This is a genomic window from Patescibacteria group bacterium (genome assembly GCA_023380635.1).
In the GTDB taxonomy this organism is placed as follows: domain Bacteria; phylum Patescibacteriota; class Microgenomatia; order JAMCZE01; family JAMCZE01; genus JAMCRP01.
In genome coordinates, this window is sequence record JAMCRP010000001.1 from 403,512 (window position 1) to 423,929 (window position 20,418).

General features: G+C 44.4%; 20 protein-coding genes. 11 read left to right on the forward strand and 9 right to left on the reverse strand.

Annotated features, from left to right (window positions below):
• The first annotated feature begins 6 nt into the window (after positions 1–6).
• A complete protein-coding gene (locus M1403_02310) occupies positions 7–864 on the forward strand; it encodes a peptidoglycan bridge formation glycyltransferase FemA/FemB family protein (protein ID MCL4397841.1) in 858 nt (285 codons plus the stop codon).
• Positions 861–1,673, forward strand: coding sequence for a peptidoglycan bridge formation glycyltransferase FemA/FemB family protein (locus M1403_02315; GenBank protein ID MCL4397842.1), 813 nt, complete (start codon positions 861–863; stop codon positions 1,671–1,673). The genes M1403_02310 and M1403_02315 overlap by 4 nt, the downstream gene beginning before the upstream one ends.
• Here the strand turns inward: M1403_02315 and M1403_02320 are convergent.
• On the reverse strand, positions 1,662–4,511 hold the full coding sequence (locus tag M1403_02320) for an ATP-dependent helicase (GenBank protein MCL4397843.1): 2,850 nt from the start codon (positions 4,509–4,511) through the stop codon (positions 1,662–1,664). The genes M1403_02315 and M1403_02320 overlap by 12 nt on opposite strands.
• Positions 4,512–4,573: 62 nt before the next feature.
• Between M1403_02320 and M1403_02325 the strand changes: the two genes are divergently transcribed.
• Positions 4,574–5,254, forward strand: coding sequence for a class I SAM-dependent methyltransferase (locus M1403_02325; GenBank protein MCL4397844.1), 681 nt, complete (start codon positions 4,574–4,576; stop codon positions 5,252–5,254).
• Here the strand turns inward: M1403_02325 and M1403_02330 are convergent.
• Positions 5,220–6,101 (reverse strand): DNA recombination protein RmuC, encoded by an 882-nt coding sequence (locus M1403_02330; GenBank protein MCL4397845.1) that lies wholly within the window; start codon positions 6,099–6,101, stop codon positions 5,220–5,222. The two genes, M1403_02325 and M1403_02330, sit on opposite strands and share 35 nt — an antisense overlap.
• Positions 6,102–6,107: 6 nt before the next feature.
• Between M1403_02330 and M1403_02335 the strand changes: the two genes are divergently transcribed.
• The 5 genes from M1403_02335 to M1403_02355 are packed head-to-tail and all read left to right on the forward strand — an operon-like array spanning position 6,108 to position 10,769.
• Positions 6,108–6,434: a hypothetical protein gene (locus tag M1403_02335; GenBank protein MCL4397846.1), complete on the forward strand. Its 327-nt coding sequence runs from the start codon at positions 6,108–6,110 to the stop codon at positions 6,432–6,434.
• Between the two features lie 13 nt (positions 6,435–6,447).
• On the forward strand, positions 6,448–7,845 hold the full coding sequence (gene metG, locus M1403_02340) for a methionine--tRNA ligase (GenBank protein MCL4397847.1): 1,398 nt from the start codon (positions 6,448–6,450) through the stop codon (positions 7,843–7,845).
• Positions 7,842–8,537 carry a glycosyltransferase family 2 protein gene (locus M1403_02345; protein MCL4397848.1) on the forward strand — a complete coding sequence of 232 codons (696 nt, stop codon included), beginning with the start codon at positions 7,842–7,844 and terminating at the stop codon, positions 8,535–8,537. The genes metG and M1403_02345 overlap by 4 nt, the downstream gene beginning before the upstream one ends.
• A gap of 1 nt (position 8,538) precedes the next feature.
• Positions 8,539–9,267, forward strand: a complete 729-nt coding sequence (locus tag M1403_02350; protein MCL4397849.1) for a TatD family hydrolase — start codon at positions 8,539–8,541, stop codon at positions 9,265–9,267.
• Complete coding sequence (locus M1403_02355; protein MCL4397850.1) at positions 9,264–10,769, forward strand: glycosyltransferase family 2 protein; 1,506 nt, start codon at positions 9,264–9,266, stop codon at positions 10,767–10,769. Before M1403_02350 ends, M1403_02355 begins: the two co-directional genes overlap by 4 nt.
• On the opposite strand, the gene M1403_02360 is transcribed toward M1403_02355, so the two are convergent.
• Positions 10,719–12,242 (reverse strand): 6-pyruvoyl-tetrahydropterin synthase-related protein, encoded by a 1,524-nt coding sequence (locus M1403_02360; protein MCL4397851.1) that lies wholly within the window; start codon positions 12,240–12,242, stop codon positions 10,719–10,721. The two genes, M1403_02355 and M1403_02360, sit on opposite strands and share 51 nt — an antisense overlap.
• A gap of 37 nt (positions 12,243–12,279) precedes the next feature.
• Here M1403_02360 and M1403_02365 point away from each other — a divergent pair, with 37 nt between their 5' ends.
• Positions 12,280–13,782: a hypothetical protein gene (locus tag M1403_02365; GenBank protein ID MCL4397852.1), complete on the forward strand. Its 1,503-nt coding sequence runs from the start codon at positions 12,280–12,282 to the stop codon at positions 13,780–13,782.
• On the opposite strand, the gene M1403_02370 is transcribed toward M1403_02365, so the two are convergent.
• On the reverse strand, positions 13,760–15,553 hold the full coding sequence (locus M1403_02370) for a UvrD-helicase domain-containing protein (protein MCL4397853.1): 1,794 nt from the start codon (positions 15,551–15,553) through the stop codon (positions 13,760–13,762). The genes M1403_02365 and M1403_02370 overlap by 23 nt on opposite strands.
• 23 nt (positions 15,554–15,576) lie before the next feature.
• Here M1403_02370 and M1403_02375 point away from each other — a divergent pair, with 23 nt between their 5' ends.
• Together M1403_02375 and M1403_02380 are read left to right on the forward strand one after the other, a co-directional pair.
• On the forward strand, positions 15,577–16,257 hold the full coding sequence (locus tag M1403_02375) for a triose-phosphate isomerase (protein MCL4397854.1): 681 nt from the start codon (positions 15,577–15,579) through the stop codon (positions 16,255–16,257).
• Between the two features lie 2 nt (positions 16,258–16,259).
• Positions 16,260–17,351, forward strand: a complete 1,092-nt coding sequence (locus M1403_02380; GenBank protein ID MCL4397855.1) for an LCP family protein — start codon at positions 16,260–16,262, stop codon at positions 17,349–17,351.
• Here M1403_02380 and M1403_02385 read toward each other — a convergent pair.
• From M1403_02385 to rpsT, 5 genes are all read right to left on the reverse strand, one after another.
• Positions 17,326–18,663: an Ig-like domain-containing protein gene (locus tag M1403_02385; protein ID MCL4397856.1), complete on the reverse strand. Its 1,338-nt coding sequence runs from the start codon at positions 18,661–18,663 to the stop codon at positions 17,326–17,328. The genes M1403_02380 and M1403_02385 overlap by 26 nt on opposite strands.
• Positions 18,660–18,851 carry a hypothetical protein gene (locus M1403_02390; protein ID MCL4397857.1) on the reverse strand — a complete coding sequence of 64 codons (192 nt, stop codon included), beginning with the start codon at positions 18,849–18,851 and terminating at the stop codon, positions 18,660–18,662. The genes M1403_02385 and M1403_02390 overlap by 4 nt, the downstream gene beginning before the upstream one ends.
• The gene (locus tag M1403_02395; protein MCL4397858.1) at positions 18,848–19,495 is read right to left on the reverse strand and encodes a hypothetical protein; all 648 of its coding nucleotides are present in this window, start codon (positions 19,493–19,495) and stop codon (positions 18,848–18,850) included. Before M1403_02395 ends, M1403_02390 begins: the two co-directional genes overlap by 4 nt.
• On the reverse strand, positions 19,479–20,030 hold the full coding sequence (locus M1403_02400; GenBank protein MCL4397859.1) for a PilN domain-containing protein: 552 nt from the start codon (positions 20,028–20,030) through the stop codon (positions 19,479–19,481). The genes M1403_02395 and M1403_02400 overlap by 17 nt, the downstream gene beginning before the upstream one ends.
• A gap of 63 nt (positions 20,031–20,093) precedes the next feature.
• On the reverse strand, positions 20,094–20,393 hold the full coding sequence (rpsT, locus tag M1403_02405) for a 30S ribosomal protein S20 (GenBank protein ID MCL4397860.1): 300 nt from the start codon (positions 20,391–20,393) through the stop codon (positions 20,094–20,096).
• Between the last annotated feature and the right edge of the window lie 25 nt (positions 20,394–20,418).

Here is a 20,418-nt window from a genome sequence, read left to right on the forward strand (position 1 = left end):
TCAAAGATGAAACACATTACCCAATCTGACGCCTGGGCCAGATTTCGGCTGAGCACTCCGAATGTCAAAAAAGTTCTGGAAATTGCCGGAACCAAAGTCTATTTCCACCGAATCCCCCATCTGCCTTTTACCGTGGCCTATATTCCCCGGGCTGATGTTAAAGTTGACGACCATCTGAAAAACCTTTGTCGCAAAGAAGGAGCTATCTATTTAAAAGTCGAACCTCTGACCGGCCCCGGCGGCGACGGCAAACCGATCCTGCCCCAACATACTATTTATATTGACCTGACAAAATCCGAAGAAGACCTCCTAAAGAATATGCATGAGAAAACCCGCTATAACATCCGTCTGGCCGCAAAAAAAGGCGTGGTCGTAAAACAAAGTGACGATCTTGAAACTTTCATGAAAATTTTGGAGAAAACGGAAGCCCGCCAGGGTTTTTACTCTCATTATCCCGACTACTACCGCAAGCTTTGGCAAATCATTAAACCAATCATATTAATAGCTTATGTCGAAGATAAACCAGTGGCCGCCATCATGCTTTTTCATTATGACGAAGTTTTGTATTACCCCTATGGCGGCTCTGATCCGAAATACCGGGAATACATGGCTCCCAATCTTCTTCATTGGGAAGCTATTAAACTGGGAAAAAAACTGGGCTGTAAAATTTACGATTTATGGGGAAGCTATAAAAATTCCAAAGACGAATCCGATCCCTGGTGGGGCATTTACCGCTTTAAATCCGGTTTCGGCGGCTATGAAGTGAATTTCCCTCAGGCCATTGATATCCCCTTATCTCCCTTATATCCCCTATATCCTTTAGTCGATAATTTTCGTTGGAAAATTCTGAAGATTCTTCGATGAGCGCTCTTCGCCAATCAAAAAATTATGCCAAATATATGGAGTCTTTGGGCTGGACTGTCGACCACGGCGCTTTTATTAAAAAACTGTGGTTTACATCAATCGTCAAAATTCAGCACCCTGACAAAATTGATTTGACACCTCTCAAAAAATACCACCCCTTTTTAATAAAAGTCGAACCCAACTTAAGTGACTTAAGTCACTTAAGTTCCTTAAGAAACTTAGGTTTCAAGCGTGACAACTGGCCGCTCATTCCTTCAAAAACTTTGGTCTTAAACCTTAACAAAATAAACCTTTCGAAGGATGTTCGTTACGAAATCCGCAAAGCCGAAAAAGCCGGACTAAAAGTTGAAGAATCAAAAGACCCGCAGCTGTTTTACAAAATTCTTCAGGAAACCATGAAGATTGGTAAATGGTCTGTCCCGATTAAAAAAGAGGTTATCAATCTCTGGAAAAGTTTTCAGCCAAACAACTCTGTCCTATTAATTGCCCGTAACGTTATTAATAACGTTACTAATAACGTTCCTGCTGCTGGTTGTCTTTTGGTTTGGAATGGCGACACGGCCCACTACATGTACGCCGCCAATACTGCCGAAGGCCGCAAATGCGGCGCTGCTTATCTCACTCTTTGGGAAGCCATTAAATTTTGTCAAAAGAAAAAACTAAAGTATTTGGATTTGGAAGGCATTTATGACGAACGCTATCCATCATCGACCAAAAACTGGCAAGGTTTCACGGCATTTAAAAAACAATGGGGCGGAAAAGTTGTCGAATATCCCGGAAGCTATTCGAAGTATCGTCTACCCACATAACATTTTAAACTCGCAATTTTCGCAAAACAGAGAATGAGAACAGGCGAAATTTGAATTCTGGATCTCGTCACGAATCTTTAAAAGATCTTTCTTGGTTTGTTCCAGTTGGTCTTTAGTCCGGATCGTGGTTACCTTGGTCGCGTTATCAAAAAAGTAGAAGGATAATTTTACTTTACTGATATCTTTACCTAAAACCCCCGGATCGGCGGCAGCCAAAGCATAAATCGTTATCTGTAAATCTATGTCTATGTCCTTTTGTGATGGCACATTAGCTCCGGTTTTATAATCGATTATTTCAATTTCTCCATTTCCCAAGTCGTCTACCCGGTCAATTTTTCCACCGACTTTTAATGTTGGGTCTACTCTTAAAGTGAATGGTTGTTCAAGAAATATCGGCTTAGCCTTTTTGTGAATTTCCGTTTCCAGATAGCCAGTCAGGAATTTTTTGGCTTTTTCCAAAGTTTCCTGTTCGTGTTTCTTACTGGCATAACCTTCAACAATCCAATTTCGTTCCAGACACTCTAAAATATTTCCGCCGTCGCGGTGATAATCCTTCAGGGCAAGATGGATTGAGTTTCCCATGGAAAGCGGCGCAGTTGTCGGGGTAGGAATTCGTAAAATGTACCGGAGTTTGAAATGCAGAGGGCAATCTTTGAAAGCCTGAATGGCGGAATACGAAAGGTAATCAATCTTGACCGGTTCCGTGTTTTGGTGAACCGGTTCCAGAATCGGCTTTTCCCATTCAAACAGCGGTATCTGTCTTCCTTTTTCCTGTTTATTATTCCATATCTTTAATCCGTTATCTCCCAGCGCCTCAATGACAAAAGGGGAAATTTTTCTTTCCCTTTTCCCCTCCCCATAATAGTTGGCCGCGGCCAAATACAGTCGCTCTTTTGTCCTTGTCATACCGACATAAAACAATCGCCGCTCCTCCTCCAAGTGATAGTCGCCTTGGGGTAGAACTTCTTTGATAAGTTTATCCGGCACCGGAATTTGTTCCTTGCGTTCTCTAGTCGGAAATCTCCCTTCTACCAGGTTAGTCAAAAATACTACCGGAAATTCCAGACCCTTAGCCGAATGGACCGTTAAAATATTCACGGCATTATTACTGCTCCAATCGGTTTCGGCCGCTAACGGACTTTCGCCCATATCCATCGCTAAATCCAGATAATCAACAATTGCAAAAACACTGGCGTCAGCGTTAACCGATTCAAAAGTTTTCAGCCGGTCAAAAAATTTTGTGATGTTTAGCGCTTTGCGTTCTTCGGCCGCTGTTTTATAGTTGGCAACCATTTGCAACAGCCCCGAGTCCTGTAAAAAGTAATAAAGAATTTGTCCCCCGGTTTCTTTGGGAATTAATTTTTGGTGACGGTGGACCATGTCGACAAACTTTATTATTACCTCGTTGCGAGGCGCGAACGCAGTGAGCGCCGTGGCAATCTCACCTGATCCGGAAATTGCAGAAGCTACCGCACTTGCCGCTGCACTGGTCTGTAGTTCCAACTCTTCAAACAAGGAAACATTTTTCCTTTTGGCACTGTTTAAATAGTAAATCAGATCCCGTTGCGGGATATTCCAAACATCCATCGAAAGTACCCGGTATAAACTGACTGAATCTGTAAAGTCCGCCAAGACCTTAAGATAGGCGATTAAATCTTTAACTTCCGGCTGTTTAAAAAGCGCCCCCGGCCCTAAAAACTGAAAAGGTATCCTGGCTCTTTCCAGAGCTTTCACAAACGGTTCGCTGTGATTATTTGCCCGGACAAGGATGGCAAAATCCTTCCATTCGTGTTTTTCTTTTTTCCCTATTTCTTTAATTTTCCCAATTACCATTTCCGCTTCTTCCTCCAGTCTGTCCGTATGAATCAACTCCGCCCCCGGCCCGTCTTTCACTTGCGAAACAAGATTTTTATTTATTCCCAGTCTCGCTTCCAAAGTATCAGGATCGTTATTTTTTATTAACCTGTAAGCCGCGTCGAGTATCGTCTGGGTAGAACGGTAATTTTTAGTTAAAACAATTTGTTTGGCTTTCGGGTAGTCTTTCATAAAAGAGAGGATATTGGAAATAGCCGCGCCGCGGAATTTATAAATGGACTGGCTGTCATCACCGACAACTGTCAAATTGGGGTTACCCGCTGCCGGAGCCAGAAGTTTAATCAGGTCATATTGAGCAAAGTTGGTGTCCTGAAACTCATCAACCAGAATATATTTAAACTGCTTCCGGTATCTTTCCAAAACATTTTTTCTTTCCCGGAAAAGTTTTAAAGTATTGCTGATTAAATCCGCAAAATCCATTACTCCTTCATCAACTTTCAGTTGTTCGTAGACCTTGTAAGCTTCTTCCAGTTCCGGATACTCCTCATTCTTGTATTCCGTTGGTTTTATGTCTTCATCTTTTAACCGGCTAAAATGGCTGACCATGCCATCGATAAATTTATAAGGGTTACCGCTGGGCCGAAAATTTTTCAAATTAAATTTCCAGAAATTTTTCTTAACCAGAAGGTAAGTTTCCGCCTCCGTGAGCAATTTATAGTGGGGGCTTAGGCCAATTTGCAACGCTTCGCTTTTGAGAATCCGGTCGCAAAAAGAGTGGAAGGTCATAATCCACATTCCGAAAGTCCCGTAGGGCAGCGCCTGATCTACCCGCTCTTCCATCTCCCGCGCCGCTTTTTCCGTAAAAGTGAGGGCTAAAATTTCTTCCGGGCGGGCCAGATTTTTTTCCAGAAGATGCTTAATTTTTTCGGTGACTACCGTGGTTTTCCCCGTCCCCGCTCCCGCCACTATCAACAGCGGCCCCGTTGTGTCCTCTACTGCCGCTAACTGCTCGGGGTTAAGCATATTTCCATATTAGGTTTTTAGTGCGAAAATACAATCTGTTATAAGGTTTCAAACTGGAACAAATGAGGAAAATTGCCGGCTGGCTGTCAGATTACGAAGAACAACTTCTGGCCTATTTTGCCAAAAAAAGTCCCGGAACCATTGTTGAAATCGGCAGTTTTCAGGGGAAATCGACGGTGGCCATGGGACTGGCGACCAGAAATCTCATCTACGCCATCGATCCGCATCAAGGCCAAACTCAGGCTAATGGCAAAAAGGGCCTGCCGACTTACACCGTTTTTCTTAAAAACATTAAGAAATATCACTTGGATAAAGTTGTTCCCATCCGCAAAACTTCGGAAACCGCTAACAAGGGTTGGAAAAAGAAAATTTCCTTACTGCACATTGACGGACTACATGAATACGAATTCGCCAAACAGGATTTAAAACTCTGGCTGCCCCATTTGGAAAATAATGGAGTTGTGATTTGCCACGACGCCTTTGCCCCTTTCCCTGAAGTCTGGCGTGCCGTGAGAGAAGAAATTTTTAACGGAAAATTTAGTTATATTGGTGTTTTGGATTCCCAGGTTTTTGCCGTTAAAGGCCGGGGGTGGAATTACCAGCAGCCGTTTATTATTCTGGCGTCAAATATCTGGCACAGCAATTTGCCGTATTCGGTTCGGGACTTTTTAGTAAAGCGAGTATTGAAGTCTTTCTATCTGAACAAATTTATTCTAAAAGAGATTTTTCGTCGGCCTCTTTAAATTTTTGCACGCTATCAACCTTTGTCGAAAGACTTAAAAATTGCGAGGAAACTTTAGACATGGTGGCGTAACTATTATTAATGTGAGTTTGTAAGGTAGAGAGCACTTCGGCAAACTTCGAAGTTTCGGTGTGAATGGCCCGCAGTGCCTGCTGAATGGTTTTAATCTCAGAGGCAATTTTTTGGCCTTCAAAAGACAGAAGGACTGACCGCAAAAAGGCGTAAAAAGTTGACGGGCTAACGGGCATAACCCGCTGTTTGTAGGCATAATCCATGAGATTACTGTTGACGATTTCGTAGTACACCGCTTCTGAAGGAACATACATTAAGGCAAAATCCACGGTTCCTTCGTCCGGCAAAATATATTTTTTAGAAATTTCATCAATGCGGTCTTTGACATCTCTTTGAAAGTCTTTTTCGTAGGTTTTGTCTTCGCACATGCGTTTGAAATTTTCCAGGGGAAATTTGGAATCGATGGGGATGATTCCGGAGGCGGTTTTAATGGCCGCGTCAACTTTGACCCCCGACCGAAAGCCATACTGTAGGTTAAAACTTTGCTTGGGCAGGCTCTCTTCTAGCAGTGTTTTTAACACCTGTTCCCCCAGCCCTCCTCGCAGCTTTGGCGACGCCAGGAAACTTTGCAGATCCTTCATACTCCGGCCAATTTCTGAAAACTCCCCAATAGATTTAGCTGTCTGGGCCATCTGCCGGGTTTGTTCGTCCAGGCGGGTATTGGTGGACTTGAGCCATTCCACCAGAGCCTTGTCGTCAGCCGATTTAGTCTTTCGAAGAAGCAGAAAAACTATGATTATTGAGGATATAATGATAGCGGCAGTATTAATATCCATCGGCTTATGTTTTTTACCATATTTCTGCGCCGAATTCAAAAATTCCTCCTTCCCCTTAAATTGTTTTTCCTCCTTATTCTGGTTTCTCTCATCGTTCTTATCGTTCTCAAGGCTCCGCCGGACATCGGCCTGATTACCCTGGTGGCCGTCTTGCTATTCTTGGTCCTGGCGATTATTGTCAGTTTTTTCCAAAGTAGCAAGACCTCCTTGTTTATTTCTCTAACCGCTTCCTTTCTTCTTTTTCTGCGGGCAGTCAGTCTGTTTAGTTTAATTAATATTGGCCTTTTTGCCGTTTTCCTGCTCCTTTTGGGTTTATATCTTCATAAAAAGTAGTAAAATTAGCTTCATGGAAAAGAAATTCTATGTCACGACCGCCATCGACTACACCAATGACGTAATTCACATTGGCCACGCGTACCAAAAGATTCTGGCGGACGCCTTGGCCAGATATCACCGGCTCATTGGTAATCCGACCCGCCTACTGACGGGAACGGATGAACATGGGCAAAAAGTGCAAAAAAGCGCCGAGGCTAAAGGCATTTCGCCGAAAGAATACACCGACAAAATTGCCGCCGCGGATAAAAAAGAATGGGACAGCTTAAACATTTCTTACGACAGATTTATCAGAACTACCGACCAAGACCACATCGAATTCTCCCAGGAGTTTTACAAAAAATGTCAGGAGAACGGAGATATTTATCTGGGAAAATACGAAGGTTTGTATTGTGAAGGCTGCGAAGCCTACTATGAAGAATCCGATTTAATTGAAGGTAAATGCCCGTTTCACCCTAACAGAGAAATTCTGAAAATATCTGAAGAAAACTATTTCTTCAGGTTGTCAAAATACCAGGACTGGCTGGAAAAATACATCGAAAAACATCCGGAATTTATCTGGCCGGAAAAGCACCGTAACGAAATTCTGAGTTTTATTAGAAGTGGCTTGCGGGATTTTTCCGTCAGTAGAAATAAAAAGAATTTATCCTGGGGCATTCCCGTCCCCGGCGACGACAATCAGGTGATCTATGTTTGGTTCGATGCCCTCATAAATTATCTAACTTATGGTGATGAAGAAGATTTCTGGCCGGCAAATGTTCATGTTCTTGGTAAAGACAACCAGAGATTTCATGCCATCTATTGGCCCGCCATGTTGAAATCGGCGGGCTACGCCTTGCCGAAAACAATTTTAGTCCATGAATTTATCAGTCTGAATGGCCAAAAAGTCAGTAAAAGCCTGGGGAACGTTATCCTTCCATCAGAGCTGGTAGAAAAATACGGAACCGATGCCGTTCGATATTACTTTTTGCGCTATGGTCCTTTGACCGCGGATATTGATATTACCGACGAAAAACTGACGGAAGTTTATAACGCCGATTTGGCTAATGGATTGGGAAATCTTATCTCCCGTATTGGCCGGCTGGGAGAAAAAGCCGCTTATGTTCCCAAAAGTGTTAATCACGAACTCTATCCGGAAGTGCAAAAAGCCCTGGAAAATTTTCGGGTCGATCAGGCCTTGGAATTTATCTGGACCAAAGTTAGAGAGTGTGATGTCGATCTGGATACTGCTAAACCTTGGGCCGTTCCCGGTACTCAGTTACGCGCGTTTTTAGACAGTATCGTTCCGAAAATCCAAAACTTGAGTTATAACCTGACGCCATTTTTGCCCGAGGTTTCCAAAAAAATTGAGGATCAGTTTTCCCAGCGGATTTACTATCAAGATCCCCTTTTCCCGAGGATTAGTATATGACCACTGTAATCACTACTTCGTGGGTACTTCGCACAAAGAATGAAGAAAAACACATCGGAGAAGTTCTAGAGATGCTTAAAAACCAGACACGAAAGGATTTTGAAATAATTGTTATTGATTCGGGTTCAACAGATGGAACACTGGAAATAGTCAGGAAGTACCCTATCAGACTAATTAGTATTAAGCCTGAAGAGTTTAATTATAGTTACGCCTTGAATCGAGCCATCAAATTCGCCCGCGGGCAATATATTGGCATTCTTAGCGGTCACAGCATACCAATAACTGCTTCTTTCTATGAAGATGGTCTAAAGCTTTTCTCGGATTCTAAAGTTGCCGCTATCTCAGGACATTATGTCGATGAAAATTTTAAAATAGGAAAGAAACTTGTGTTGCGTAGAAAAGAACAACATTTTATTGCGGACATGACGAATACTAATAGTATGATTAGAAAGAAACTTTGGAAAAGTTATCATTTTGACGAAAAACTAATGTTTGGGTGCGAAGATTATGATTGGGCCTTAGAAATGCTTGCCCGCGGCTATGATGTTGTTAAAGTTCCTGCTTTCTCTACAATCTATTATCGAGTAAACGGCAAACCATCTTATTGGAAAATGAAACCTATCTGGAATCAGGTTTGTAAGGAACTTCGCCAAAAACGCCGGCCATCAAAATCGTTTAGTATTCTTAACTAAAATGCTCGTCGATACTCATGCCCATATTAGCGGACCGGTTACGGGAGTAGATAAGGTTATTAATGTCGGAACTTCCCTGGAAGACAGCGAAAAAGCTATCGAGTTGGCCAAAAAATATGACAATATTTTCGCGGCTGTCGGCATTCATCCGGTCGACAATCCGACCTTAACTATTAATAGTATTGACTGGCTAAAGTTTGAAGAGCTGGCCAAACAACCAAAAGTCGTCGCCATTGGTGAATGCGGTTTGGACTATCACCAAAACCAGGACAAGGACAGACAGAGGGCAATATTTTCTAAACAAATCGAAATTGCCGCGAAGTTAAATCTGCCGTTATCTATACATATTCGTGATGCTCGGGCAGATTTAATGGAGAGATTTGGAGAGATTTTATCCGGTAATCAGGGTGTCTTTCACTGCTTTAGCGGCGATACGAATTACCTGAATTTTATTCTGGAGAAATTACCGACTTTTTACATCTCTTTTGCCGGCAATCTAACTTTTAGGAATGCCAAGGAACTGCAGGAGTTGGCTAAAATAGTACCTTTTGAAAAAATACTGATAGAAACCGACTCGCCATATTTGGCCCCCGAACCCTACCGTGGTTCGCAAAACTCCCCGGCGAATGTTAAAATTGTGGCGTCAAAACTGGCTGAACTGAAAGGCGTTAGTTTGGAAGAAATTGAAACAATTACGGCCACTAATGCCGCTTTTTTGTTCGGAATATGAACGAAAGAATTATTAATTACATTAACTACCACCCCGTCAAAACTCAGCGGGCCCTGGAAATTGCCACCGGCCTGGTTCCCTGGCTGATTATCGCCTGGGTCATCGGGGGCAGTTTTGTTATTCCGGAAATTGTCGCCTATTTTGTCATCGCCTTTAATATCTACTGGCTTTACCGCTCAGCCCAGCTGGCCTGGCACGCCACTTTAGGATATCTCAACATCCGGGCTACCCAAAAAGTTGACTGGCGCCAAAAATTCGACGCTCTTCCCGATCATCAAAAAATCTGGAACATTGTTATTATTCCCAATGTCAAAGAACCAGTGGAACTTTTGGAACGGAATTTAAATTCTCTTTTAACCCAAAATTTTCCGGTTAAAAAATTAATAGTAGTTTTGGCAATGGAAGAACGGGCCGGCGAGGAAGCCCACCGGCGGGCGGATTATTTGCTGAAAAAATATCGCGGCAAATTTGGAGAGCTGATTGCTACCTTTCATTCCCTAAAACCCGGCGAAACTATCGGCAAACACAGTAATGAAGCTTACGCGGCCAAAGTGGCCAAGAAACTTTTGATTGATAAAGAGCGTGTCCCGATCGAAAATGTTTTAATTACAACGAGCGACATCGATTGTGTTTTCCCGCCACAATATTTTTCCCTCTTAACCTACAAATTCCTGACTTCCAAACAGCCGTTTAACGAATTTTTCCAGGCCCCGCTTTTTATGTACAACAACATTTCCCGCGTTCCGCTTTTGATCCGTTTCCCCGCTATTATCAGCGGCGTTTATTTTCTGTCAATTTTGCAAAAATACAGCAAACGCTTTTTGAATTTTTCGACTTATTCGCTTTCCCTCAAACTTTTGGACAGCGTCGGCTACTGGGATCTGGATGTTATTCCCGAAGACGCCCATTTGTATTACAAATGCTACTTTGCTAACAAAGGTAACATCACTGTGGTCCCGATTTTTCTGCCCATTACCATTGACGCCGCCGAATCGTCATCCCGCTGGCAAACTTATAAAAACAGTTATCAGCAAAACAAACGTTGGGCGTGGGGCGTGGTAGATATTCCCTATGTTGTTAAAAACTTTTTCCTCCATCCGGAAATTCCTTTGTGGGATAAACTGGTGAAATTATCTTTGGCTTTGGAATGGCATTTTTCCTGGTCCACTTCTTGGTTTTTGATTACTCTCGGAGCCACTATTCCGACTGTTTTAAATCCCGCTTTCGCCCGGACCACTCTGGGCTACAATCTCTCCCGAACTAGCAGTTTGATTTTGACGATTTGCGTTATCGGAGCCATTGCTATTACCGTTTATGATAATTTACTTAATCCGCAGAAGAAAAATAAAGTCCTCGTCTTTTTTCATCCCCTAACTTATTTGCAATGGTTGTTACTGCCGGTAACCGGCTTGATTTTTGGGTCACTGCCGGGTCTGGAATCCCAAACCAGGTTAATGCTTGGAAGATATCTCGGGTACCACGTAACTGAGAAGAAGGCCTAAAACAACGATACCAAAAACTCCAAGTGATAAAAGATCTACTGTTTTTCGTAGCGGTGTTTCTGTAAAGATTGTTTTTATCTGATGGGTTCCCGGCAAAACAAGGTAATTTATTTTGCCGTTATCATAGTTTATCGGCGTCTCCACTCCGTCAACAAAAACCTCCCAGCCGGGATAATACATGGTGTTTTCCGTTACTAAACCGGACTTACCGACGTTATTAATCACGTAATCATGTTCGTTGGTTTTCCAAAGAGTGATCTGATAGTTGGCGTTTTCAATTTTTTGCGCGGGGATACTATCTGGTTTAGGAACCAGCCAACGGGTCGCCTGTTCGTGTGCCCAAGTGGTCGAGCCAGGAATGGCATCGCCGGGAAAAACTGGAGCATATTCCGTCTGGTTGCGCCACCAAGTGTAACTGACGGACAGAATAGTTAGGACTACTAAAATAATAACGGCTTTTCTTGAAGCTTTAGCCGCCGCTACCCCCATTGCCCCCAAGACCGCCATGGCCGGTAGTGTCAGCATGGTAAACCGCCAGGGGAACTGGACAAACGGCAGGAGAGGCACATGATCCCAAAATATTTTAGAGATCGGAAGCATGAAGAAAATCGAAACCAAAAACATTAACAGGGAAAAGACCAGCAGAATGTTCCGGCGAATATACCTCAAGGCGACAACAACCAGCGCCAGTTGGATCCAACCAAGATTTAAAGGTACTGCTCCAAAACTCCAGCGCGGATCGATTAGCTGTAACGGACTGACGAAATAGTTGGGATAATCTTTGGCAATCGTTAAATCCAGAAAGGTCCATTTCTTCTCATAAAGGGCTGGCACCAGGAAAAAGGCCGCCATTAAAATTCCCAGAGCAAAAGCGACCGCACCTTTAACCAAAGGAATAATTGATTTGTTAGCTACTCCCAAAATTGCCAGATAGCCAAAGAAAAAAGCGGCCAAAAGCATGGCCGAAATATTGTGAGAAACCCCCAAAGCTCCGACTATTAAAGCCACCCATAAAATATTTCTTTTACCTTTCGTTGTTAATGTTTCCGCACTCCAAAGAAGAAGTGGCGGAAAAATAAATGCTATTGCTTCAGCCACTGACCCCCGGACATAAATATTACTCATTCGGTAAGGGGCATACATATAAAGCACCGCTCCCAAAACCGCATACTCCCCCTTTATTTTGCGCCGCAGATACCAGTACATTAGAAGTCCTGAAAGAACAAAAGATCCGGCCGTTTCCAGTTTCATAGCGTCCGCGGCCGAAAGACCCGGAGCCATAAGAGCCGCGCCGAGGTAATAAATTGACGGATAATTAAAATTAAAGAAAGGATAACCATATCCGTAATAAAGCCTTTCCGACCAGCGCACCGGAATATTGCCATCTTTTAAGGAGCGATAAAACTCTTCCATCCGGATTACATGGCCGATGCCGTCGTGGGAAGAGTAATAGCCGGGCAGGGCCAGATCCATAATTCCAAAGAGAGAAAGAAGGAGTACAATTATAATTGTGAGCCGCTTCATAAGACTACTAAAACCATTATACCCGCTTCTGGTTGTTCTTGGTATCGTCTTGCTCTTACGCCTCCCCTCTTTGTTTGAACCTTACTGGTATGGCGATGAAGGAATTTATTTAGCTTTGGGGCAGGCCATGCGCCGGGGCGCCGTTTTATACCGTGATATCTGGGATAACAAGCCGCCGCTTTTGTACATGATTTACGCCATTATTCCTACTCTCTTGTGGGCAAAGATTACTGCGACCGTCTTTGTCCTGGGAACCACCGCGGTTGTTTATAAAATTTCCCGAAACTTTTTAGCGGCCCTGCTAGCGGGAGTTCTGCTTTCGATACCATTATTAGAAGGCACCATTGCCAACGCCGAATTGTATTTTACTTTGCCGATTGCCCTGGCCGCTTATTTTTTTCTTATTAACCGGCTTAAACCGGGGTTCATCGGTATCTTGCTGGCAATCGCTTTTCTTTTAAAAGTTCCGGCCGCTTTTGATTTCCTCGGAATGTTTGCGGCCTATTTACTTATAGATTTTATTGAAGTTCACCCCCGAAACGGCCGGGCCTTCTTTAGTTTTATTTTAAAACAAGTTAAGTTTTTTCTGGCCGTGGCTCTGATCCCCTTACTTTCCCTTGTTATCCTAACGGTTTATTTTCAGCTCCATCACGCCCTCCCCGATTTTCTCCTGGCAGTGTTTTTCCAAAACGCTTCTTATGTCACCGTTGATTCCGGCCCCCTCTCGAAATTATCTAATCCTTTATTTATAAAAGGCTTATTGCTCCTGTTTTCCTTATTAATCTTATTGGTTCTTTTCCTCAAAAAGCGTGTTTCCAAAGAATTTCTGTTCCTTTCTTTCTGGTTTGGTTTTTCGCTCTACGGCGCCTTGCTGTCTAACCGTCCTTATTTGCATTATCTCCTCCAGATTGTCCCCCCTGGAGTTATCCTGCTTTTTTACATGTTAAGAAATATCCGCCAATACCTAATCCTTAATACTCTATATTTAATACTTTTGCTCCTCCTCGCCCGAATGTTTACCGGTGCTTTTGCCTTGGATACCCGGTCCTATTATGCCAACTGGTTTGACTATCTTTCCGAAAGAAAATCCTGGATGGATTATGTCAATTATTTTGACAGCCGGACTTCTAATAATTATGACCTGGCAAAGTATATTGATCAAAACACGGGTCCCAATGATCCGATTTTTTTCTGGGGTGACAACGCTTTTGTTTATGTTGTTTCCAACCGGCCGGCGGCTACCAAGTTTATTCAGGCCCACCATTTGACCACTATCCCCCCGAAAAATTATGATTTAATCATGCAGCGTTTGGAGAAATATCAGCCAAAATTAATTCTGGTTTCCCGCCCCGCCGGTTTTGCTTTCCCGACTCTGGAAGATTTCCTGAAAAAGAATTATCGCCCGACCCAAACTTTTGAAAGTGTTTACGTCTACCGCAGTATCCTTCCCGCCAATCCACCAACTTTTAATCCCCAATATACGAACTAAATTGTACTTCCAACAAGTGTTCCGGAATGTCGGCAATAAAGCGGCTGATCATGTTTTCCGAGCGGGTACCAAAAAACAATCGCCGCCGCGCGTAGGTCAGGTATAACTTTTGTTTAGCCCGGGTGATGCCCACATAGCAGAGTCGGCGTTCTTCTTCCATTTCCAGTCTATCCATTAACGCCCGGCTGTGGGGAAACAACCCCTCTTCCATTCCCACCATAAAGACCACCGGAAATTCCAGACCCTTAGCGCTGTGGAGAGTCATGAGAGTCACGGCGTTGTTACTGACCCGGCGGTTACTTTCTCTTTCTACCAGAGCGACATTTTCCAAAAATTCCTCAAGCTTCGGAAATTCCTGGGCCACTGATCGCAACTCTTTAATGTTTTCCAATCTTGCCAGATCTTCTTCGTTCTCTTGGTCAAACAGTTCCAGATAACCGGTAGCTTTCAAAACATCGTCGAGTAGTTCCAATGTTTGTTTCTTGCTGTAGTCGGTGGTCTGTAATCGGTAGTCTTCAAATTTCTCCAGTCTTCCCTTACCAAGTTTCTCGATTCTTTTATAGGAAACCGCGTCTTTGGGATTATGAAAATAGCGAAGATAGGACAGGACATCTTTTATTTCTTTTCTTTCGTAAAATCGGGTACCTCCAACCAACAAATAAGGTATGCCCTCGTGTAAAAACGCTTCTTCCAGAACCCGTGATTGGGCGTTGGTCCTGTAAAGCACCGCGTAATTAGAGTAGTTTATTGGTTTACTGGGTGACTGCTTTATTGTTTTTATTATATAGAGCGCTTCATCTTGTTCGTTTCTCGCTTCGTATAAATGAATTTTTTCTCCTCCATTAGATTCAGTCCACAACTTGAGTATCGGGTGGGACTTATTTTTGGAAATCACATGGAAAGCAGCGTCGAGAATTTTTTGCGTGGACCGGTAGTTTTGTTCCAGATTAAAAGTTTGGACCCGGGGAAACTCCGCTTTAAATTTTAAGAGATTGCGGTAGTCGGCTCCCCGCCAGGAATAAATGCTTTGGGAAAAATCCCCGACAACGCAAATGTTTTGGTATTTTTTAGCCAACAGCCGCGTCAGTTCAAATTGGGCGTTATTGGTGTCCTGATATTCGTCAACCAGAACATATTTCCAGCGCTCCTGGTATTTTTCTAAAGTATTTTTAGAGGTACGAAACAGCCGCACTGTCTCCATTATCAGATCGTCAAAATCCAAGGCATCGGCTTCCTTTAGGGCTTTTTGATAACTAAGGTATATCTGAGCCACGGTTTCCTGCCAGAAACCCCGGGCGTATTGGGGATAGTCCGTTGCGGATATCAGTTGGTTTTTGGCCCCGTTAATGGTTGCCAACACCGCGTTCGGATTGAAATTTTTTGTCGAGATGTCCATTTTCTTCATGATATCTTTAATCAGGTCCGAAGAATCGTTGTCGTCATAAATAACATACTTGGAAGAAATGCCGATTTCTTTGCCGTCGACGCGCAAAATTTTGGCGCAAATACTATGGAAAGTACCAGCTAACGGCGAGCGGCCGTCAACCAATTGCAGTAACCGCTCCTTCATTTCGTTGGCCGCTTTATTGGTGAAAGTTACCAGGAGAATTTCTTCCGGGGCCACCTTTTTCTCCGCCATCAGGTACGCAACTCGGTATGTTAAGACCCGGGTTTTACCTGACCCCGCCCCGGCCAAAACCAAGACCGGTCCCTCGGTTGCCCGCACCGCTTCCTGCTGTTTACTGTTTAGTTTAGATAAAAGCTCTTCCATCGTGTTAGAATATTTTAGTCGTAATGGAAAACAATTTCTTAATCGTCGCCAATTGGAAAGCCTTCACACCTGAAACTAAAAAATGGTTTCAGGAATTTTCAATTCGAAATTTACAATTCGAAAACAAAATCGAAATTGCGATCGCCCCCTCATTCCCATTAATTTCCAGTGTTTCTCAAGAAATTCAAATTTCAAATTTAAAATTTCAAATTGCTTCGCAGGATGTTTCCCGATTTCCCGAAGGGCCGTATACCGGTGAAGTCCCGGCCGCTATTTTAGCAAAAATTGGCGTGAAATATTGCCTCGTGGGCCACTCGGAACGACGCAAAAATTTTGGCGAAATGGCAGATATTGTAGCCGAAAAAGTTAAACAACTTTTGGCAAACGGAATTACTCCGATTGTCTGCGCCCGCAATCTGTCAGATATTCCCGATGTTCCTAATTTGCCCTATGTCATGTACGAACCCGAAGAAGCCATCAGCACCAACGGAATTTATCATCCGGAGTCGCCGGAAAACATTAATAAAGTCCTGTCTGAGTGGCAAACCATTCTTCCCGGGACGAAATTTTTATATGGCGGCAGTGTTAATCCTGATTTCAAATTTCAAATTTCAAATTTCAAATTAATCTCTGGTCTTGTTGTCGGTCACGCCTCTTTAGATTCGGCTTCGTTTTCTGCTATTATTAATTCTCTGCAATCATAAACATGCCCTGGAAACGATTCAAGCGAAAAATTTTTTCCCGGCCACGGCTAATCCGGTCAATTGGCATTGGAATTATTTGTTTCGCTTTCCTGGCTTTTATTTTTTATCTTTTATCCCCGTATTTGTCCCCCGTAGTAAAAACCGGCCAGAAAATTATTCTGCCGCAAAATAACTTTACTCTGAAAAATGATAACGGCCGAACCAATATCCTGGTTTTGGGCGTGGGCGGAGGAACTCACGACGGGCCGAATCTAACAGATACGATGATTGTCGTTTCGGCTGTAACTAAACTACCAAAAGATAACACTCCCGTACCGCCAATAACCTTAATTTCTATTCCCAGAGATATCTACCTGGACTCTTTGCCGGGAAAAATCAACAGCGCTTATGACCTTGGAGGCTTAACCCAGGCGGAAACTGCCGTGGCTACGGTTACCGGTCTGCCAATCCATTATGCCGTGAGGATTGATTTTTCGGTCTTCGAAAAAATTATTGACACCATCGGCGGCATTGATGTGAATGTGACAAATACTTTAGACGACTATCAGTATCCTATTGATGGTAAAGAAAATGATACCTGCGGTTTTTCTGAGGCGGAAGTGGCTTCCCGGGCAGCAACTATTATTGACGACCAGACAGCCTTTGCCGCTTTCCCCTGCCGCTATGAACATTTGCATTTTGATCCCGGTCTGCAACACATGGACGGAACCACGGCTCTAAAATTTGTCCGCAGCCGCCATGCTCAGTGGCCGGAAGGCTCGGATTTTGCCCGTTCCCAGCGTCAGCAGCTGGTGATTAAAGCCATCCGGGACAAGGTTTTTACTTTACCGTCGCTTCTCAATGTCGGCCAGGATCTGGCCATTTATAACCAGCTGAAATCCCATATCGACACCGATTTTGATTTTTCCTCGCCGCAGGATCTTCTAAACTTGGCTCTAAAATACCGCAGCGCCTCGCTACGCAGCATCACTCTGGACGAAAATGTCTTAGTTAATCCTCCACAAGACCAAAGGGGTTGGATCCTAATACCCAAAAACGGCTCCTGGGATGAAATTCACCAGCTGATCGCTACAGAATCAGGCCAAGCCCAATAACTATTGCCCCTATTCCACCGCCAAGAATCAACAGGGTGGTTTCCAAAGCTCCGGTCGTTGGCGTTTGCGGAGGTTGAGCCGGCGGCTGGTTTTCCGGGGTAGCGGTGGGCGTGGCCGGCGGTTCCTCAATTGGTTGCGGCGTCGGTGTGGGTGCCGGCGCACAATCAGCGTCAGCGGAGCAGGTGTCCTGGCCCAGGCCATTTACTTTAACACAGGCGTTATTTACGCAGGCAAAGTGCGAAGTCGTGGCCGAAGGTGTTCCTGAAGTCACCGGCAAGATGGAAGTGTCCGCGGAGACATAAAAAGTTCTGGTGATGGTTTGGGTTGTTCCGTCAGGATTAACCACCGTGATTGTGGCCGTGTGCTGCCCGGGAGAAAGGGCGGCCGGCGGGGTCCAGGACCAGTTGCCGCTTGGATCAGCTTTTACCGTTCCTGAATAAACCGTCGACGAATGCACGGTAATAGAGACCATCTGGTTGGGTCCGGCAGTGCCTTTAATTGTGGGTAGCGGCGTTGACACCGTTTCGTTATTTTTTAAAGTCACCTCTAAAGTTCCGCCGCTGGGAGAAGCAGAACCAGTATTAAGACTTACCTGAAAACCTGTCGCGCCGGAAGAAGTCGCTGTCGGTGCCTGAACCTGGCCGTTTTGTCCACAACTGGTGCTGTCACCGATTTTAACCGTCGGCAGCGGTTTATCCTGGCCATTAGTACAACTTATGGTTGCCGCGGTTCCGTCAGCCGCATAAATCTTCACTGTTTCCGCCTGACCTGCCGTAGTTACTACCGGCAGAACATAACTTCCCGAGGCGTTCGTTAAAGCTGCTACTTTCTCTGTTGGTTTATCGGTCTGCCAGACCACAATCGCATCAGACAGCGGCACACCCGTCGTGTCCGTCACTTTGCCAAAAATCGGATCGGTTACCTGATTATCAGGAACCATTTTGGTTGTCACCTGAAGCGGTTGCCCTGAAGGAGCGTCGCTGACTTTGACATAATAAGTCGTAGCCGCCGTAAGACCGGTTACCCGGATAAAATGGCTTGCTGACTGACCATTGTCGGTCGCCGTTTCATTTGTTGCCCCTTCACTAAGACCGTAGGAAACCACGCCCACTGTCTTGCTCTGGGCAACCCAAAAAACCGTGAAGCTGGTGTCGGAAACATTGGCGATATCAGCTGGCACCAGCAAAATCTGGTCGGAACTGGCTTTGGAAAATAAACTGGTCACATTTTTAACCAGAGAGGTTGTCACGGCCATTACTCCCACCAGAGCGACAACCATTATTAATCCGACAGCCGTAGGAATTTTTCTCATGGCTCCTTTTTACTTAAAGTAGTAAAGATATCCTGATTAATTGTCGGCGAGAGTGGCGTCATAATTTTTTCCACATCTGCCGGGATAGTTGACCGGCGAATGTTTGCCGCGGCAGAAGTAATCGCCCAGGATGCCGCCAGAGCAAAAGCTAAAACCGCGATAATCAACCAGTTGCGATTCTTTTTCATTGGCTTCTGTAATAATATCCCTGACCGGAAACATTAATCGATAGCCCGCCTGCTTGGCTCTCTATCCAGGAAAAAGACAGCGACGAAAGTCGGATATAGCGCAGTTGGTTTTCCAGTCTTCCCAGGAAATCTCGGGTCTGAAGCTCAGTGCCGTTAACCGCCAGAGAAAAATTAACCGTCGGTAAGTTTGCCACTGTCACTGCTTTCTTCTCCGTTTTACCGGCGGTTTTGGCCGCTTCCGTTGACAAGGGAATATCCTCAAACTGTAAACCGGAAAGCGTGACTCCCGCGGCCGTGGCTGTTTTATGCAAATCAAAAATCAAATCCTGGGGTTGGGGTTCCGTTGGCAGTGCAGTCTCCAAAAGGGGCAGCTGCGGGCTAATGCGCTGATAGACATCCTCTGCCAAAACCAGCGCGTTAACTTTATCGTTAAGCGCTTTCAGGATCCGGTTCTGATCGTCAATCTTTTTGCGCAGCCCCAGAATAATATTGATTGTCGGCGACAGGGCAAACAAAATCAGGAAAGTGATTAAAATCAACGAGGCAATCAGGGCAAAATAACTGCGGACAACCGGATCCGTCAGGACAGGCTGGATGTAGGCAAAGTAGCGCCGGTATCGGGCTGAATTACTGCTTGTGGCCATAGTCTGCTTTCAAAGAAAAATCAACAACACCGTAAACATCCTTCTTAGCGATCCGCTCGACATTAATATTGGAAAAGTTCGGTGAGTTTTGAAACCCGGTTACCATGGTTTCCAAAAGATTTTCGTCGGCGCTTCCGGCAAAGGCAATCATTTGCGGGTTAATGCTCAGCTGAACCAAAGTTACTCCATTGGGAATCAGTTTTTTAGTCTGATCGTAAACCGTCAGAGTAGAAGTTGCTTTTTCCAGCTGGCCGGCTTTGTCTACCTTGTCCGAAACTGTCCGAAATTCTTTCTCAAAATCCGCCAGGGCCAAAACAACCGCCTTTTGCCGGTCAATTTTGTCGTTTAAATCCGCCACCACCGTATCCAGCCAAAAGCGGGATAAAAAGGCCCCGATAACAATTAATTCTGTTAAAACTACAATCCGCCGGCCCCAGGTCAGCGCCCATTTAATAAATTTTCCTCCCGAGGTGTTTTCCAGTTCATCCCCAGACAACAGATTTAATTCCGGTGTGGGAAATTTTTCCTCCGGCATAACTTTAATCAGAATAGATTATCCGAGGCAAAGAATCAATGTAGCAGAAGAAAAAATCCGGAGCTATTTCTTGGCAGTTTTCGTCTTGGCAGCTTTTGGTTTAGCTTCGCCTTTGGCTTTAGTCTCAGTTTTGGGCAAACGCTTAGACAGCCGGCTCTTTAGACGGGCTGCTTTATTTTTGTGAATCACGTTATTTTTTGCCGCCTTATCCAAAGCGGATACCGCCTTTGAGTAGGCCGCTACCGTCGGGTTTTTTTTAAAGGCATCGATCAGTTCTTTGACCTGCTTTTTGACCCCACGGTTCTGGGCCTCGTGACTTCGGGCCTGTTTTAATTTCTTAATGGCTGACTGGATTACTGGCATATGTTAATTCTGATTTTAGCATAGT